This is a genomic window from Streptomyces sp. bgisy130 (genome assembly GCF_057708345.1).
In genome coordinates this window covers 142,831-157,466 of record NZ_JBYISA010000006.1, presented here as the reverse complement: position 1 = coordinate 157,466, position 14,636 = coordinate 142,831, and the positions used below count along the sequence as shown (strand labels likewise).

Here is a 14,636-nt window from a genome sequence, read left to right as displayed (position 1 = left end):
GGTTGCCGCCCCTGCTTCGTCCACTCCACCCTCGGCCCGGAACCGGGCCCGTACCGTCGGAGTTCCGGCTGCCCCGGCGCTGCGGAACGGATGACACCGGGGTCGTCCGATCGGTTGACCGGCCCGGCCCCGCGCACAGTGACAATGGAGGTGTTTGCCCAGTTCGGCGCCGCTCGGCGGGTCGCCGGGGCACAGTGAAGCAAGCGTGAGGGGAGGCGGGTTCCGGATGCGGCACCGGCCGTACGAACCGAGCGCCGTGGACACCCGGTGGCTCGGCGCCGTGATGCACGCGGCGTTCTTCCTGCTGCTCGGTGGAGCGCTCGCCCGATTCCTGCTGCGCCATCCCGGCGAGCCGCGCACCCCGTGGATCATCGCGCTGTGCGTCGTACTCGCCGTCCTGCATCTGCTGGGGCCCGGGTTGGGCGAGGCGGGTCCGCGCCCCACCAGGCGGCGCTCGGCCTGGCTGGCGCTGGTCGTCGCGGTGTGGATGGTGCTGGTCGTGCTCGCGCCCAGCTTCGCCTGGTGCGCGGTGCCCCTCTTCTACACCGGCCTGCGCACGCTGCCGCCGCGCGCGGCCCTGGTTCTCGTGGCGGTCCTGACCGCGCTCGTCGTCGCCGCGCAACTACAGCTCGCCGGGCGCTTCGACCCGAACCTGGTGCTCGCGCCGCCCGCCGTCGCCGCCCTGGCCACCGCCGTCTTCCTCCAGATGGAACGGCACACCGCCCGCCAGCGCGTCCTGATCGACGATCTGATCCGCACCCGCCGCGAACTCGCCGCCTCCGAACGCCGCGAGGGCACCCTCGCCGAACGCCATCGGCTCTCCATGGAGATCCACGACACGCTCGCCCAGGGCTTGTCCAGCCAGCGGATGCTGCTCCAGGCGGCGGACCGGGTGTGGGACACGGAACCGGACAAGGCCCGGGTCCATGTACGCACCGCCGCGTCCGTCGCCGAGCACAACCTCGCCGAGGCCCGGCGCTTCGTGCACGACCTGGCCCCCACCGACCTCGCCCGCGGCGGCGGCCTCGACGAGGCGCTGCGCGCCCTGGCCGCGCGGGAGTCCGGGGAGGACCTCACCGTACGCGTCCATGTCGACGACGACGGCCGGCTCCCCCGGCTGCCCGACCGCGTCCAGTCCGCCCTGCTGCGCATCGCGCAGGGCGCCCTGGCCAACGTCCGCGAGCACGCCGCCGCCGACAGTGCCACCCTCACCCTCACCCTCCTCGACGACGAGGTCGTCCTGGACGTCTCCGACGACGGCCATGGCTTCGATCCCGCCGCGCTGCCCGACGTCCCCGACAGCGGACGCGGGCACGGGCTGCCCGCCATACGAGCCCGGCTGCGCGCGCTCGGTGGCACCCTGACCGTCGAGTCCACACCCGGCGAGGGCACCGTCCTGTCCGCCGCCGTCCCCCTGGAGGCGCCCCGATGACCCCCGACCGCGCTCCCGTGCGCATCCTGGTCTGCGACGACCACGCCGTCGTACGGGCCGGGCTGCTCGCTCTGCTCGACAGCGCCCCGGACATCGAGGTCGTCGGTGAGGCCGGGACCGGCGAGGAGGCGCTCGCGCTGGCCGCGAAACTCGCCCCGGACGTGGTGCTGATGGATCTGCAACTGGGCGAGGGCATCGACGGTGTGGAGACCACCCGCCGCCTCACCTCCGCCCCCGGAGCCGCCCTCCACGTCCTGGTCCTCACCACCTACGACACCGACGCCGACATCACCCGTGCCATCGAGGCGGGCGCCACCGGCTACCTGCTCAAGGCCGAGCGCCCCGATGAGCTCTTCGCCGCGATCCACGCCGCCGCCGAGGGACGTACCGCCCTGTCCGCGCCGGTCGCCGGCCGCGTCATGGCCAACCTGCGCCGGCCCCGGCCCACCCTCACCGACCGCGAACGCGACATCCTGGCCCAACTCGCCCGCGGCATCGGCAACCGCGACATCGCCCGCGCCCTCTACATCAGCGAGGCCACGGTCAAGACCCACCTGCGCCGCATCTACGACAAGCTCGGTGTGGACACCCGCGCGGGCGCCGTGGCGGTCGCGAAGGAGCGGCGGCTGGTGCGGTGAGGGCGGCGCCGCGTCACAGGCGGCAGCCCTTGCACAGGACTTCGTCATCGGCGAAGCGGGGCAGCCAGGCATCATGTTCGGCCCACTCGGTGAGCTCGATCTTGACCTGGTGCTGGTGCCCGGCATGCCAGATGACCTCGCCGGACACCCGCTCGCCCACGAGCGGGAGGGTCCCGCACCTGGGCATACGGACGACCTCGGCCAGGCCGATCGCGTCGGGGTGGCCGTCGATGCGGAGGAAGACGCCGAAGGGCCGGCGGCCGGTGACCTCACCTGTGACGGGAATTCCGACCGGCAGAGCGGCGACCGTACGGTCCCATGCCGCCCGCACCCGGTCGGCGGCCCCGGGGCCGTGGTCGGGCCAGGAGTACTCGGTCATGGGCTGATGGTGGCAGGGACAGCCGGTAACCGACTACACGGGCCTCCCCGCGGAGCCGCCGACCAGGAAGCCTGCTGCCTGGGTGCCACACACCCAGGCAGCGCACCGCTCGCCTCCCTAACCTGGGGGCATGTCCGACAACACGCTGGGAGACTTCCTGCGCGCCCGGCGCGCCGGCCTGCGGCCCGAGGACGTCGGTATGGCGAGCTACGGCGTCCGCAGAGTCGCCGGGCTGCGCCGTGAGGAGGTCGCGGTGCTGGCCGGAGTGAACGTCGACTACTACACCCGCCTCGAACAGGGCCGTGAACGCCACCCCTCGCCGCAGGTCCTTGACGCCCTCAGCCGTGCCCTCCACCTCGACACCGATGCCCGGGCCCACCTCCACCGGCTGGCCGGTATCGCCCCGAACGACCGTCCGGCGCGGCAGCGGAACGTGGTCGGCCCGGCGCTGCGCCAGCTCATGGACGGCTATCCGCACACTCCGGCCTTCGTCGTCAACGGCGCCCTGGACATCCTGGCGGCCAACGCCCTGGCCGACGCCCTGTACTCACCCTTCGACCCCGCGGACAACCTCGCCCGGATGACCTTTCTCGACCCGGCCGCCGGGGACTTCTACACCCGCTGGGACCGGACCGCGCAGGCGACCGTGGCCAACCTCCGGCAGGCGGCCGGTTTCGCTCCGGACGATCCCCGGCTGAACGCGCTCGTCGCCACCCTGACCGAGCAGAGCGCCGCCTTCGCGGATCTGTGGCAGGCCCATTCCGTGCGCGGCAAGACCCGGGACGCCAAGCTGTTCAACCACCCCGATGTCGGGCCGCTCACCCTCACCTACCAAGCCTTCGATGTCTGCGACGCACCCGGCCAGCAACTCGTCATCTACCACGCCGAACCCGGCAGCCCCAGCGCCGAGGCGCTGTCCCTGCTCGGCGCCCTCGACGCCACCCGGCGGCAGGCCGGGTCCCGGTGACCGTCGTCAGGGCGCGACCGTCAGGACGATCTTGCCGGTGGTGCGGCCGGTCTCGCCCAGGGCGTGGGCCTTCGCGACCTCCTCGAGCGGCAGGACCGTGTCGATGGTGACCTTCAGTTCTCCGGAGTCCACCAGGCCGGCGACGGCTTGCAGGCCGGACCGGTCGGGCTCGACGAGGACAAACACGGCGCGTACCCCTGCCTCGCGCGCCCGCTCGGCGGGGAAGGCGTCGTCCAGCGGCAGGATCGAGACCAGCGAGCCGCCGGGACGCAGGGTGCGCAGTGAACGGGCGCCGTAGTCGCCGCCGATGGTGTCGAGCACGACGTCGACGTCGCGTACGGCGGTCTCGAAGTCCTGTTCCGTGTAGTCGATGAGCTCATCGGCGCCCAGACCGCGCAGGAAGTCGTGCTTGGCACGCCGGGCGGTGCCGATCACATACGCGCCGCGGGACTTGGCGATCTGCACCGCGAGATGACCGACGCCGCCCGCCGCCGCGTGGATCAGCACCCGTGCGCCGGGCTGCACGTGCGCGGTGTCGACCAGGGCCTGCCAGGCGGTCAGTGCCGCCAGCGGGAGGGCGGCGCCCCGGACGTGGTCCAGGCCCTCGGGGAGGTGGGCGAACTGGCGCGCCGGGGCGGTGACGTACTCGGCGTAGGCCCCGGCGGGGTGCGGGAAGTGCGGCATGCCGAAGACCTGGTCGCCCGGCTCGAAGAGGGTCACCCCGCGGCCGACGGCCTCGACCACACCGGAGACATCGAAGCCCAGGATGAACGGCGGCTCGCTGCCGTTGAGGAACCGGCCGTCGTTCCGCGTCTTCCAGTCGGCCGGGTTGACGCCCGCGGCGTGCACCCGGACCAGGATCTCGGTGGGGCCGGGCGCCGGCCGGGCGGTCGTGATCACCTTGAGGACCTCAGGGCCTCCGGCGGTGTCCTGGCTGACGGCCCGCATCTGCGGGGTCGCGGTCTCGGACATGGTCTCTCCTTCGTCTGTGCCCATGGCGGGGGATCGGGTGCACGCGCCGCCTTGCAGCCGCGTTTCCCGAGGTCCCGTCAGCTTTCCGCGGTGGCCGCGAGACCGGCGGTGTCCAAATGGCCAACGTTTGAAAGAATCGGGTCATGCATCGCGTCGGAGTGCTCGCCCTGAATGGTGTCGTCCCCTTCGAGCTGGGGATTCCCGCGCGGATCTTCGGCGCCGCACGGGACGCCGCGGGCGAGCCGTTCTACTCCGTCGTCACCTGTAGCCCGGACGGGCGCCCGGTGCGCACCGATGCCGACTACGACATCACGGTCACCGCGGACGCCTCCGCCCTCGCGCACGTCGACACTCTCGTCATCCCGCCGGCCCACTCGCCGGGCACGCTCCGGGAGGACGGCCAACTGTCCGATGACGTGCGGGCGGCGCTGGAGCATGTCCGGCCCGGCACCCGGATGGTGGCCATCTGCACCGGTGCCTTCGTGCTGGCCGCGGCCGGGCTGCTCGATCACCGCCCGGCCACCACGCACTGGTGCGAGGCCAGCCAGCTGCAACGCCTCTTCACGACTGTCCGGGTCGACCCCAATGTGCTGTTCGTCGACGACGGCGATGTCCTCACCTCGGCCGGTGCGGCCGCGGGGGTGGATCTGTGTGTGCACATCGTGCGCCGGGACCACGGCAGCGCCGTCGCCAATGAGGTGGCCCGGTTGTGTGTGGTGCCGCCGTGGCGGGACGGCGGACAGGCCCAGTTCATCCGGCAGCCCGTGCCGGAGCCCTCGGCGGGCGGTACCGCCGCCACCCGCGCCTGGGCCCTGGAGCGTCTCGGCGAGCCGCTCACCCTGACCGACCTCGCCGGGCACGCCCGGGTCAGCGTGCGCACCCTCACCCGGCGGTTCCGCGACGAGGTCGGTATGAGCCCTGGTCAGTGGCTCGCCGGCCAGCGCATCGAGCGCGCCCGGCATCTGCTGGAGACCACGGACTGGTCGATCGACCTCGTCGCCCATCACGCGGGCTTCGGCACCGGGACCTCGCTGCGCCAGCATCTGCACAGCGCGGTGGGGGTGGCGCCGCTGGCCTACCGGCGGACGTTCCGGAGCGCCACGGCGCTGACCGCCTGAGGCGGCGCCGCACCAGGGCCCCTGTGACGGCGCGGGCTGCCCGCCGGCGTTGACCTTCAGGCTGGTGGAAGCCCCACAATCGCGTCCATGGACGACACCGAACAGCTGTTGACCATCGGCGTCTTCGCGCGCCGGGTGGGCCTCGCGCCGAGCGCCCTGCGGTTCTACGACGACTGCGGGCTGCTGCGGCCGGCGCGGGTGGATGCCGTGACGGGGTACCGGCGCTACGCGGCGGGGCAGGCGGCGCGGGCGGTGAAGCTGCGGCAACTGCGGGCGGCGGGGCTGCCGCTGGTGGATGCCGCGGTGGTGCTGGACGGTCCCGAGGACGCGGCGCATGGCGTACTGCGGGCCCACTTGGCGCAGACACGGCGGACGGCGGACGAGGCGCGGGCGGTGGTGGAGGGGCTCCTGCGGTCGTCCGGCGTCGCGGACGACCGCGGGAGCTGGGCGCGGGCGCGGGTGGGCGGCGCCGAACTCGCCAGTGCGGTACGGCAGGTGGTGCCCGCCGCCGCGACCGGGGCGGCCCGGGAGGAGCTTCCGGTCCTGGGCGGTGTGCTGCTGGAACTCGTCGACGGCGAGGTGCGCTGGGTGGCGACCGACCGCTATCGGCTGGCGGTGCGGGTGCTGCGGCCGGACGGGTTCGAGGGCGGTCCGCGGCGGGTGCTGATCGGTGCCGACACGGCGCGGAGCCTGGCGGAGTGGGCCGTACGGCAGGTGACGGTCGAGATCGAGTGCGCGGAAGACGCGGCGGGGGTCCGGCTGCGGAGCGCGGCGGACTGCCGGGAGCTGCCGGAGGGCGCCGGGCAGGGGTGGAGCGGCGGTGGGGATGCCGACGGGTTTCCGGACTACCGGCTGATACCGGCGGACCTGGCGGCGGGGCGGCATCGGGTGATCGTCGACCGGGTGGGGCTGCGGGACGCGATGAACGGGCGCACGGGGCCGGTGTCGTTGTCGGTCGGTGGCCCGGAGCAGGGGCAGGGGGACGTGGCGGACGCGGGCGGCTCGGCGGTCCCGGACACGGAGGCGAGTGGCCGCGCGGCCGGGACGGTGCTGGAGGTGACGGGCGGGGGCCGGGAGCCCGTCCGGATGCGGGTGGTGCGCACCGGGCCTGAGCTGCGGATCGCCTTCGATCCGGCCGTACTGGTGCCGGCGCTGGAGGCCGGGGTCGGGCCGGACGCGTTGCTGGAGATCGCCGCGCCGGACCGGCCCGTTCTAATCCGGTCCGCCGACCAGGGGAGTTTTACGACGTTGGTGATGCCGGTGCGCGAGGGCGCCGGAGCGGCGGTCGACGCTGCCGAGCGCACCGATGGCTGAGGTCATTGACCGAAGACCGGTCAACGGGGATGGATGAGGGGAGCGGACCGGTGGATCCGGAACTGCCTGTGGTGCGACTGTGCGTGGCGGGGATGCAGGCCGAGGCGGAGGGGCGGGCCGATGCGGCGCGCGCCCTCTTCCAGCAGGCATGGGACAGCACCACCGACGACTACGAGGCATGCATCGCCGCGCACTATCTCGCCCGGCACCAGAACTCGCCCGAAGAGACGCTCCGTTGGAACCAGGAGTGCCTGGACCGCGCCGACCGGGTGGCGGACGAGCGGGTGGCCGGGTTCTATGCGTCGCTGTACCTGAACATGGGGCACGCCTACCGGCAACTCGGCCGGACTGCCCTGGCGTACACCTACTTCCAGCGCGCCGCGGAGCGGGTGGCGCAGGCTCCCGACGGTGAGTACGGCGACTGGAACCGCTTCGCGATCGCGGCGGGCCTGCGGGAGACGGTCGGTGCGCGCGACGACGCAGCGGCGGACGAAGCCGGTGCGCAGGGGGCGCCTCGGGGCCTCGACGACGCGGTCGACGGGCAGGTGCGGGAGTTGGTGTCACGGTGGTGCGCGCGGGGCGATCTCATGGCGCTGGGCCTGGCGCTCCCTGCCTACCTCGGATACCTCGGCACGGCCGAGGACCGCGTGCGGTTGCGGTCCGCGCTGCACATGGTGCACGCGGCCCGCCGGCTGCCGGCCGACGAGCAGATGGAACTGGGTGCGGTGATCGGGTCGGCAGCGCTCCGGTGATGCGGCGAGGATGGGGCCCGGCCGAGCCGGAACCGCTGTTGAGGAGCGCCATGACCATCGCAGAGTCCACGGACTTTCCCCCTTCCGAGGCCGTGGGCCGGGAGCCGGGCATGGCCGGTGCACCCGACGCGTGCACGGAGCTGCTGCCGCAGACCCGGCGGGCTTTGCTGCACCGGCTGGCGGTCGGGCAGGCCGAGGGGCGCGCACCGTCGATGACGGGCGCGGTCGTCCGCGGCGGACGAGCGGTGTGGACCGGGGCCCGGGGCTCGGTGGCGGGGGAGGCACCGCACGGCGATGTGCAGTACCGGATCGGTTCGCTCACCAAGACCTTCGTCGCCGTGCTGGTGCTGAGGCTGCGGGACGAGGGGCTGCTGCGGCTGTCCGACCCGGTCGGCAGGCATCTGGCGGACACTCCGGTGCCGGACGCGACGATCGCGCAACTGCTCTCCCACAGCGCGGGGTTGGCGGCCGAACCGCGGGGGCCTTGGTGGGAGCGGACCTCGGGCGAGCTGCGGCCCGAGCCGGCCGACCTCTTCGACGAGCGCCCGCAGCGGCATCCGGCCGGCCGGCGGCACCATTACTCCAACGTCGGCTATGCACTGCTCGGTGCGCTGGTCGAACGGCTGCGGGGCGGTGTGCCGTGGGACGAGGTGCTGCGGCGCGAGGTGTTGGCACCGCTGGGCATGAGCCGTACGACGCTGTGTCCGGAGCGGCCGTACGCGACGGGCTGGGCGGTGCACCCGTGGGCCGATGCGCTGCTGCCGGAACCGGCCGCGGACACCGGCTTGATGGGCCCGGCGGGGCAGCTGTGGTCGACGCTTGAGGACCTCTGCCGCTGGGCGGCATTCCTGCTGCGGGGCGACGGACGGGCGCTCGGCGCGGCGAGTCTGGCGGAGCTGCGGACCCCGGCCGTGCCGCCGGAGAGCGGTGCGTGGGATGCGGGGTACGGGCTGGGAGTACAGCTCCTGCGGCGGGAGGGGCGGCTGCTGGTCGGGCACCACGGCTCGATGCCCGGGTTCCTGGCGGCGCTGTGGGCAGATGTCGAGGAGGATGTGGCCGCGGTCGTCCTCACCAACTGCACCTCGGGCCCGGCGGCCGGGGCCGTCGCCACCGATCTCACCGGGATCGTCATCGCGCACGAGCCCCGGATCCCCGAGCCCTGGCGCCCGCTGCCCGGCCCGCTGGATCCGGAGCTGCTGGCGCTGACCGGACCCTGGTACTGGGGCGCGAACCCCCATGCCCTGCGGCTGCGGGCCGAGCGCGGGCTGGAGCTCACCCCGCTGTCCGGGGCGGGGCGCGCCTCGCGGTTCCGGGCCGAGAAGGACGGCACCTGGACCGGGCTGGACGGCTATTACGCGGGCGAGACCCTGCGGGTGGGGCGGGACCGGGAGGGTGCGGTGAGCCATCTGGACCTCGGCACCTTCGTGTTCACGCGCGAGCCGTACGAGCCGTCGGCGCCGGTGCCCGGCGGGGTGGATCCGGACGGCTGGCGGGTCTGAGGCCCGTACGGTGGCGGCCCGGCGCCCGGACGTACAGTCGAATCCGATGTCAGGAGCCGCACCGAGTCGGCTCGCTACCGCTGGAAGGCCCCTGTGACTGCTGTGTCTGACCCGAGCGCGAACCCCGCCACCCCGGACCTGCTCGACCTGCCTGCGCTGACCGCGGCTCACTTCGCGCGGATCGAGGACAAGGTCGCGGCCCTGATGCGCACCCGCTGCGATGTCGTGGCGATGCAGGGCGAGGCACTGCTGCCGCTGGAGGCCTGCATCCGCTCGGCCGTGCGGCCCGGCAGCACCGCGCTCAACATCATCACCGGTCCGTACGGCGAGACCTTCGGCGGCTGGCTGCGGTCCTGTGGCGCCGAGGTGGTCACCGTCACCGCGCCGTTCACGGGTGCGGTCACCCCGCAGCAGGTGGCGGAGGCGTTGCGGGAGCGCCCCGAGATCGACTTTGTGAGCCTGGTGCACGCGGAGGCGGCCACCGGCAACACCAACCCCGTGGCCGAGATCGGCGCGGTGGTGCGGGAGCACGGCGCGCTGCTGATGCTGGACGCGGTCGCCTCGGTGGGTGCCGAGCCGCTGCTCACCGATGAGTGGGGCGTGGACCTCTGTGTGATCGGCGGGCAGAAGGCGATGGCCGGGCCCGCCGGGGTGTCGGTGGCGTCGGTCAGCGCCCGCGCCTGGGAGCGGATCGCCGCCAACGAGCAGGCTCCGCGGCGCTCGTACCTCTCGCTGCTGGACTGGAAGGAACGCTGGATCGACGGCGGACGTACCGCACTTCCGCACGCTCCGGCACAGCTGGAGATGCTCGCGCTGGAGCAGGCCGCGGACCGTCTGGAGGCCGAGGGCCTGGAGGCGGTACTCACCCGGCACCGGGCGGCGGCCGCGGCGACCCGGGCCGGTGTGCGGGCGCTGGGCGGGCTCACTCCGTATGTCGTGCGCGACGAGGACGCGGCGCCGGCCGCCACGACGCTCCGCGCACCCGAGGGAGTGGATGCCCGGGAGATCGTGAACGCCGCGGTCGCGGTGGACGCGGCGGTGCCGGTGCAGGCCGCGGCGGGCGCCCTGGCCGAGGAGATGATCCGGGTGAACCACTATGGCCGCGCCGCCGACCGGGCGGTGGTCACGGCATCGCTGGTGGCGCTGGCGGGTGGGCTGCGCGCCCTGGGCGTGTCCGTGGACGCCGAGGGCGCGGCCCAGGCGGCGGGCAAGGCGTGGGACGCGGTGGTCGCCGGCTGAGCCGAGTGGGCGCCTGGCTCTAGGCGCGTTGTCGATGTGGGGTCATGTTTCACGTGAAACACGACCCCACGCGTATGTCGGGACGCGGCGCCGTTTCACGTGAAACACCTTGTGCGCAGGGGCTGTTGGGGGGCGAAGCGGGCGAGCTGTCGTACGCCGGGCCGCGACCGCGGAGGGGGCCATGGTGACGGCATGGCGGTCGGCGGCGCTCTCGTCCCCGTCAGGAGCCTTCCGGTGGCGCGCCCCGGGCTCCGGGGTCAGGCTGGACGCTGAAGACGGCGGCCCGACGGCCCGGCGGCGGTTGCGCGGCGCCGCCTCCGCGCCCATCGCGCCGTCGGTCGCGGGCTTCGGTGTGACGGAGTCGGTCGGGCGCGCGCCGACTGTCTGCCGGTCGCTGATTCCGGCCGCCGCCGCGACGGTGCAACGCGCTTAACGATCTTGCTCAGGGCTTCCCCTAGAATCGGAATGAGCGACCCGCTTAAAAAACGTGGCGCGCGTGACTCGGTATCAGTCGTTCCCAGGAGGCCCGGCAGTGACGGACGGTGGTGTGACGCCCGCCCGTGCGGATGCGCGGCGCAACCGGGCGCTGGTGCTCCAGGCGGCCCGATTCGCCTTCGAGGAACAGGGGTTGGGGGTTCCGCTCGGGGAGATCGCACGCCGTGCGGGGGTCGGCGCCGGGACCGTCTATCGCCATTTCCCGTCCAAGGAAGCCCTGTTCAGGGCGACGATCGTGGACCGGATCGAGCTGTTCACCGATACCGCAAGGGACTTGGCCGAGGTCATGGATCCCGGTCCGGTCTTCTTTCGCTTTCTGTCCTCGGTGGTACGGCTCGCATCACGGAACAAGGCGCTGTGTGACGCGCTGGAGGAGGCCGGCGCGGGCCGCTTCGAGCCGTCGCCGGGGGTCGGGCAGAACTTCGACGATGCGCTGGAAGTCCTGCTCAGAAGGGCCCAAGAGGCGGGCGACGTGCGGCCGGACGTCGGGATAACGGAGCTCAGGGCGCTGCTGGTCGGCTGTCTTTCGATGGAGCGGGCCGTGCCGGGAGCCGGTTCCGGGGACGCGGCTCCGGGCCGGATGACCGTGCTGATGTGTGATGCCCTGCGGACGGAACGCGCCGTAACGGAACTCGAAGCCGAGCCGGTGAAACGTAACGAATCGCGGTGTGAGGTGTGCGGGGCGGCGATCGCGGCGGCGCGCACGGGCCGACCCGCGCGCTACTGCGGTGGTGCCTGTCGCCAGAAGGCACACCGAGCGCGGGAGCGTACGCGCCAGACATGACCGGGACGGCCGGGTGCCGGCGACCCGTTCCTCAGAGCGGGAGCTTGAAGCCCAGGTGTGAGGCCTCGAACCCGAGGCGCTCATAGAAGCGGTGCGCGTCGATCCGGGTCGCGTCCGAGGTCAGCTGCACCATCTGGCAGCCGAGCGTGCGGGATTCGGCCACCGCCCATTCGATGAGCTGGGTGCCGAGGCCCCCGCCGCGCTCGTCGCGGTGGATCCGGACGCCCTCGATGATCGAGCGGGTGGCGCCGCGCCGGGACAGGCCGGGAATGACGGTGAGCTGGAGCGTGCCGACCGGCTGCCCCGCACGGACCGCGACGACCAGGTGCTGCTGCGGGTCGGCGACCAGCGTTGCGAACGCGGCACGGTACGGAGTCAGGTCGTCCGGTGACTCACGGGCGGCGCCCAGGGGGTCGTCGGCGAGCATCGCGACGATGGCGGGGAGATCGGATTCGGTCGCGCGGCGTATCTCGATATCGCTCATGGGCGCGACCTTATGCCGTGCGATCACCGGCGCCGGCAGGGAGGCGGCCCGGCCGCCCGTACCGCCGCAGACCGTCCCTCATCCGCCCCTCATCCGCCCCTCGACGTCACTCCGGCGGCGCGAGCGTTTCGACGGCGGTGACCAGGGGTGCCAGCTCGGGGCGCCGGGCGGCGTCCTTGAGGGCTTCGCGCAGTGCGCCGTTGTGGGTGGGCCGGGCCTCCACCAGGAGCGCGAGGCCGTCGGGCGTCACGTTGGTGTAGATGCCGCGCCGGTCGTCGGGGCACAGATAGCGCGAGAGCAGTCCGCGCTCCTCGAGCCGGGTGACCAGGCGGGTCGTGGCGCTCTGGCTGAGCACGACGGAGTCCGCGACCTGGTGCATCCGCAGATGACCGCCCGGCCCGTCGTGCTGCTCGCTGAGCACATTGAGGACCGAGAACTCCCGGACGCTGAGGTCGTGCGCGGCCTGAAGTGCGCGCTCGATGTGTGACTCGATGCGGCCGTGCAGTGCGGACAAGGCGCACCAGCCCTGCGCCGGCCCGGGGGGCTCCGCCGGGGGGCAGCCGGGCGCGGCCGCTGCCGGCTGCGGGACCGCCGTCTCCTGCGTCTCCCGCTTTTCCCGTGTCCGCTGCGTCATCGAAGACCTCCTCATGGGGCGCACGACCAGGATAGGTCACTTCCGAAATATACGGCGCTTGCAATTAGCCCGCGTCTGCAATTATTGTGGACGCCCGTAAGGGACGGACGCAATGATCTGAAGGGATCCGTCATGCCACTCGCACTCCTGGCTCTCGCCATCGGTGCCTTCGGGATCGGAACGACCGAGTTCGCGGTCATGGGTCTGCTGCCCGGCATGGCGGCCGGCTTCGGGGTCTCCATCCCCCTCGCCGGATACGCGACCACCCTCTATGCCCTCGGTGTGGTCATAGGGGCGCCGCTGATGACCGCTCTCGGCACGCGCTTCACCCGCAAGCAGATGCTGATGCTGCTGATGGGCCTGTTCATCGTGGGCAATCTGCTCACGGGCATCGCGCCCAACTTCGGGATCATGCTGGTCGGGCGGATCGTGGCCGCGTTCACACATGGCGCGTTCTTCGGCATCGGCGCGCTGGTGGCCGCCGATCTCGTCGCGCCCGAGAAGCGGGCCACCGCCCTCTCGCTGATGTTCAGCGGTCTGACCGTCGCCAACGTCGTGGGCGTACCGGCCGGCACCATGCTCAGCCAGCACTTCGACTGGCGCACCACCTTCTACGCCATCACCGCGCTCGGCGTGATCGGCCTGCTGGGGATCGTCAAGCTGGTCCCCGCACAGCGGGCGAAGGCGGCCTCTCCCATAGGCAGCGAACTTGCGGTGTTCCGCAACCCGCAGGTCGGCCTCGCGATGCTGATGACGATCCTGGGCTTCGGCGGCGTCTTCGCGGCCGTCACCTACCTCGCCTCGATGATGACCGAGGTCACCGGCTTCGCACCGTCCTCCGTGATCTGGCTGACGGCCCTCTTCGGCCTCGGCATGGTCGGCGGAAACCTGGTCTCCGGCCGCTTCACCGACCGCGCCATGATGCCGATGCTCTTTGTGTCGCTGACCGGCCTGGCGCTCTCGCTGGCCGCGTTCACCTTCACCGCGCACGACAAGTTCGCCGCCACCGTCACCCTCGCGCTGATCGGCATCTTCGGCTTCGCCACCGTGCCGCCGCTACAGAAGCGGGTGATGGACCAGGCGGCCTCGGCGCCCACCCTTGCCTCGGCCGGCAATATCGCGGCCTTCAACTTCGGCAACGCCCTGGCCGCTTGGCTCGGCGGGATCGTCATCTCCGCCGGCCTGGGCTACACCGCGCCCAACTGGGTCGGTGCGCTGATGACCGTCGCGGCGCTGGGGGTGGCGATATTCGCCTCCGCCCTGGAGCGACGGCAGGCGGGCCGTGGCCAGGTGGTCGCCGCGGGCGGACCCACCGTGATCGCCGACGAGCCCGTACCGGCAGCACACGGCTGACGGCTACGTCCCCGTATCGCACCACCCCGGACCACCCGCACACCCGAAGCCTCGCCCCTATACCACCGGCACTCTGCGCTCCACCGGCGCAGCCGTCGTCACACACCCCAAGGACCACTCTCATGAGCACCCCCACAGCCACCCCCACGGTCGCCCCCACCGTCCGCCCCCTCACCACCCCCGAAGCCGACGCCCTGATCGAGTCCGCCGCCCGCGCCGCCCAGAGTCTCGGTGTGCGGGGCAGCGTCACCGTCCTCGATGCGGGTGGTCAGCTGCTCGGCTTCCGGCGGGACGACACGGCGGTGCTGATCTCCGGGGAGACCAGCACCCGCAAGGCGTACACCGCCCTTCAGTTGGACGCGCCGACCGCCGACCTCGTCGACCTGGTACGCCCCGACGGGCTCTTCCACACCCTGCCCACGGCGCTGGACCGGCCGCTGCTCTTCCTCGCGGGCGGGGTGCCGCTGCATCGGGATGGCCGGCTGATCGGCGCACTCGGCTTCGGCGGCGGCGCCCCCGAACAGGACCACCGGATCGTCACCGCAGCGATAGCGGAGGCCGACCTCGCCTGACCCC

15 protein-coding genes are annotated in these 14,636 nt (G+C 72.8%); 11 read left to right on the top strand and 4 right to left on the bottom strand.

The genetic code is table 11. The annotated features are described in order from the left end of the window. Positions 1-226 precede the first annotated feature (226 nt). A complete protein-coding gene (locus AC3EUV_RS11115) occupies positions 227-1,432 on the top strand; it encodes a sensor histidine kinase (protein WP_435602767.1) in 1,206 nt (401 codons plus the stop codon). Then, positions 1,429-2,070 carry a response regulator gene (locus AC3EUV_RS11110; protein WP_432146832.1) on the top strand — a complete coding sequence of 214 codons (642 nt, stop codon included), beginning with the start codon at positions 1,429-1,431 and terminating at the stop codon, positions 2,068-2,070. The genes AC3EUV_RS11115 and AC3EUV_RS11110 overlap by 4 nt, the downstream gene beginning before the upstream one ends. Before the next feature lie 13 nt (positions 2,071-2,083). Here AC3EUV_RS11110 and AC3EUV_RS11105 read toward each other — a convergent pair whose 3' ends face one another. Next, positions 2,084-2,449, bottom strand: a complete 366-nt coding sequence (locus AC3EUV_RS11105) for a hypothetical protein (protein WP_432146833.1) — start codon at positions 2,447-2,449, stop codon at positions 2,084-2,086. A gap of 130 nt (positions 2,450-2,579) precedes the next feature. Between AC3EUV_RS11105 and AC3EUV_RS11100 the strand changes: the two genes are divergently transcribed. Next, positions 2,580-3,416 (top strand): helix-turn-helix transcriptional regulator, encoded by an 837-nt coding sequence (locus tag AC3EUV_RS11100; RefSeq protein WP_432146834.1) that lies wholly within the window; start codon positions 2,580-2,582, stop codon positions 3,414-3,416. 6 nt (positions 3,417-3,422) lie between these two features. Here the strand turns inward: AC3EUV_RS11100 and AC3EUV_RS11095 are convergent, their stop codons facing one another. After that, positions 3,423-4,388 carry an NADP-dependent oxidoreductase gene (locus AC3EUV_RS11095; RefSeq protein ID WP_435602766.1) on the bottom strand — a complete coding sequence of 322 codons (966 nt, stop codon included), beginning with the start codon at positions 4,386-4,388 and terminating at the stop codon, positions 3,423-3,425. A gap of 143 nt (positions 4,389-4,531) precedes the next feature. Between AC3EUV_RS11095 and AC3EUV_RS11090 the strand changes: the two genes are divergently transcribed. The 6 genes from AC3EUV_RS11090 to AC3EUV_RS11065 all read left to right on the top strand — a co-directional run bounded on the left by AC3EUV_RS11090 (position 4,532) and on the right by AC3EUV_RS11065 (position 11,589). Then, the gene (locus AC3EUV_RS11090) at positions 4,532-5,506 is read left to right on the top strand and encodes a GlxA family transcriptional regulator (protein ID WP_432146836.1); all 975 of its coding nucleotides are present in this window, start codon (positions 4,532-4,534) and stop codon (positions 5,504-5,506) included. An 87-nt stretch (positions 5,507-5,593) separates the two neighbouring features. Beyond that, on the top strand, positions 5,594-6,820 hold the full coding sequence (locus AC3EUV_RS11085) for a DNA polymerase III subunit beta family protein (RefSeq protein ID WP_432146837.1): 1,227 nt from the start codon (positions 5,594-5,596) through the stop codon (positions 6,818-6,820). A gap of 50 nt (positions 6,821-6,870) precedes the next feature. Then, on the top strand, positions 6,871-7,572 hold the full coding sequence (locus tag AC3EUV_RS11080; protein ID WP_432146838.1) for a hypothetical protein: 702 nt from the start codon (positions 6,871-6,873) through the stop codon (positions 7,570-7,572). A 110-nt stretch (positions 7,573-7,682) separates the two neighbouring features. Beyond that, positions 7,683-9,071 (top strand): serine hydrolase domain-containing protein, encoded by a 1,389-nt coding sequence (locus AC3EUV_RS11075; RefSeq protein ID WP_435602826.1) that lies wholly within the window; start codon positions 7,683-7,685, stop codon positions 9,069-9,071. Positions 9,072-9,164: 93 nt separating this feature from the next. Next, complete coding sequence (locus AC3EUV_RS11070) at positions 9,165-10,310, top strand: pyridoxal-phosphate-dependent aminotransferase family protein (RefSeq protein ID WP_435602765.1); 1,146 nt, start codon at positions 9,165-9,167, stop codon at positions 10,308-10,310. 547 nt (positions 10,311-10,857) lie between these two features. Beyond that, on the top strand, positions 10,858-11,589 hold the full coding sequence (locus tag AC3EUV_RS11065) for a TetR/AcrR family transcriptional regulator (RefSeq protein WP_435602763.1): 732 nt from the start codon (positions 10,858-10,860) through the stop codon (positions 11,587-11,589). Positions 11,590-11,620: 31 nt separating this feature from the next. On the opposite strand, the gene AC3EUV_RS11060 is transcribed toward AC3EUV_RS11065, so the two are convergent. Both AC3EUV_RS11060 and AC3EUV_RS11055 read right to left on the bottom strand, forming a co-directional pair. Then, positions 11,621-12,073 carry a GNAT family N-acetyltransferase gene (locus tag AC3EUV_RS11060; protein ID WP_432144209.1) on the bottom strand — a complete coding sequence of 151 codons (453 nt, stop codon included), beginning with the start codon at positions 12,071-12,073 and terminating at the stop codon, positions 11,621-11,623. Positions 12,074-12,179: 106 nt separating this feature from the next. Continuing rightward, entirely contained in the window at positions 12,180-12,707 is a 528-nt protein-coding gene (locus AC3EUV_RS11055; protein WP_432144208.1) for a MarR family winged helix-turn-helix transcriptional regulator, read from the bottom strand. A 132-nt stretch (positions 12,708-12,839) separates the two neighbouring features. On the opposite strand from AC3EUV_RS11055, the gene AC3EUV_RS11050 reads away from it, so the two are divergent. Both AC3EUV_RS11050 and AC3EUV_RS11045 read left to right on the top strand, forming a co-directional pair. Beyond that, the gene (locus AC3EUV_RS11050; protein ID WP_435602762.1) at positions 12,840-14,060 is read left to right on the top strand and encodes an MFS transporter; all 1,221 of its coding nucleotides are present in this window, start codon (positions 12,840-12,842) and stop codon (positions 14,058-14,060) included. 122 nt (positions 14,061-14,182) lie between these two features. Next, positions 14,183-14,632 (top strand): GlcG/HbpS family heme-binding protein, encoded by a 450-nt coding sequence (locus tag AC3EUV_RS11045; protein ID WP_435602761.1) that lies wholly within the window; start codon positions 14,183-14,185, stop codon positions 14,630-14,632. Positions 14,633-14,636: the final 4 nt, after the last annotated feature.

Excerpts from the sequence above, each read along its gene's own strand:
- AC3EUV_RS11050 (WP_435602762.1), top strand. The coding sequence starts at position 12,840 with ATGCCACTCGCACTCCTGGCTCTCGCCATCGGTGCCTTCGGGATCGGA.
- AC3EUV_RS11100 (WP_432146834.1), top strand. The coding sequence starts at position 2,580 with ATGTCCGACAACACGCTGGGAGACTTCCTGCGCGCCCGGCGCGCCGGC.
- AC3EUV_RS11105 (WP_432146833.1), bottom strand. The coding sequence starts at position 2,449 with ATGACCGAGTACTCCTGGCCCGACCACGGCCCCGGGGCCGCCGACCGG.
- AC3EUV_RS11085 (WP_432146837.1), top strand. The coding sequence starts at position 5,594 with ATGGACGACACCGAACAGCTGTTGACCATCGGCGTCTTCGCGCGCCGG.
- AC3EUV_RS11075 (WP_435602826.1), top strand. The coding sequence starts at position 7,683 with ATGGCCGGTGCACCCGACGCGTGCACGGAGCTGCTGCCGCAGACCCGG.
- AC3EUV_RS11110 (WP_432146832.1), top strand. The coding sequence starts at position 1,429 with ATGACCCCCGACCGCGCTCCCGTGCGCATCCTGGTCTGCGACGACCAC.
- AC3EUV_RS11115 (WP_435602767.1), top strand. The coding sequence starts at position 227 with ATGCGGCACCGGCCGTACGAACCGAGCGCCGTGGACACCCGGTGGCTC.
- AC3EUV_RS11095 (WP_435602766.1), bottom strand. The coding sequence starts at position 4,388 with ATGTCCGAGACCGCGACCCCGCAGATGCGGGCCGTCAGCCAGGACACC.
- AC3EUV_RS11055 (WP_432144208.1), bottom strand. The coding sequence starts at position 12,707 with ATGACGCAGCGGACACGGGAAAAGCGGGAGACGCAGGAGACGGCGGTC.
- AC3EUV_RS11045 (WP_435602761.1), top strand. The coding sequence starts at position 14,183 with ATGAGCACCCCCACAGCCACCCCCACGGTCGCCCCCACCGTCCGCCCC.
- AC3EUV_RS11090 (WP_432146836.1), top strand. The coding sequence starts at position 4,532 with ATGCATCGCGTCGGAGTGCTCGCCCTGAATGGTGTCGTCCCCTTCGAG.
- AC3EUV_RS11060 (WP_432144209.1), bottom strand. The coding sequence starts at position 12,073 with ATGAGCGATATCGAGATACGCCGCGCGACCGAATCCGATCTCCCCGCC.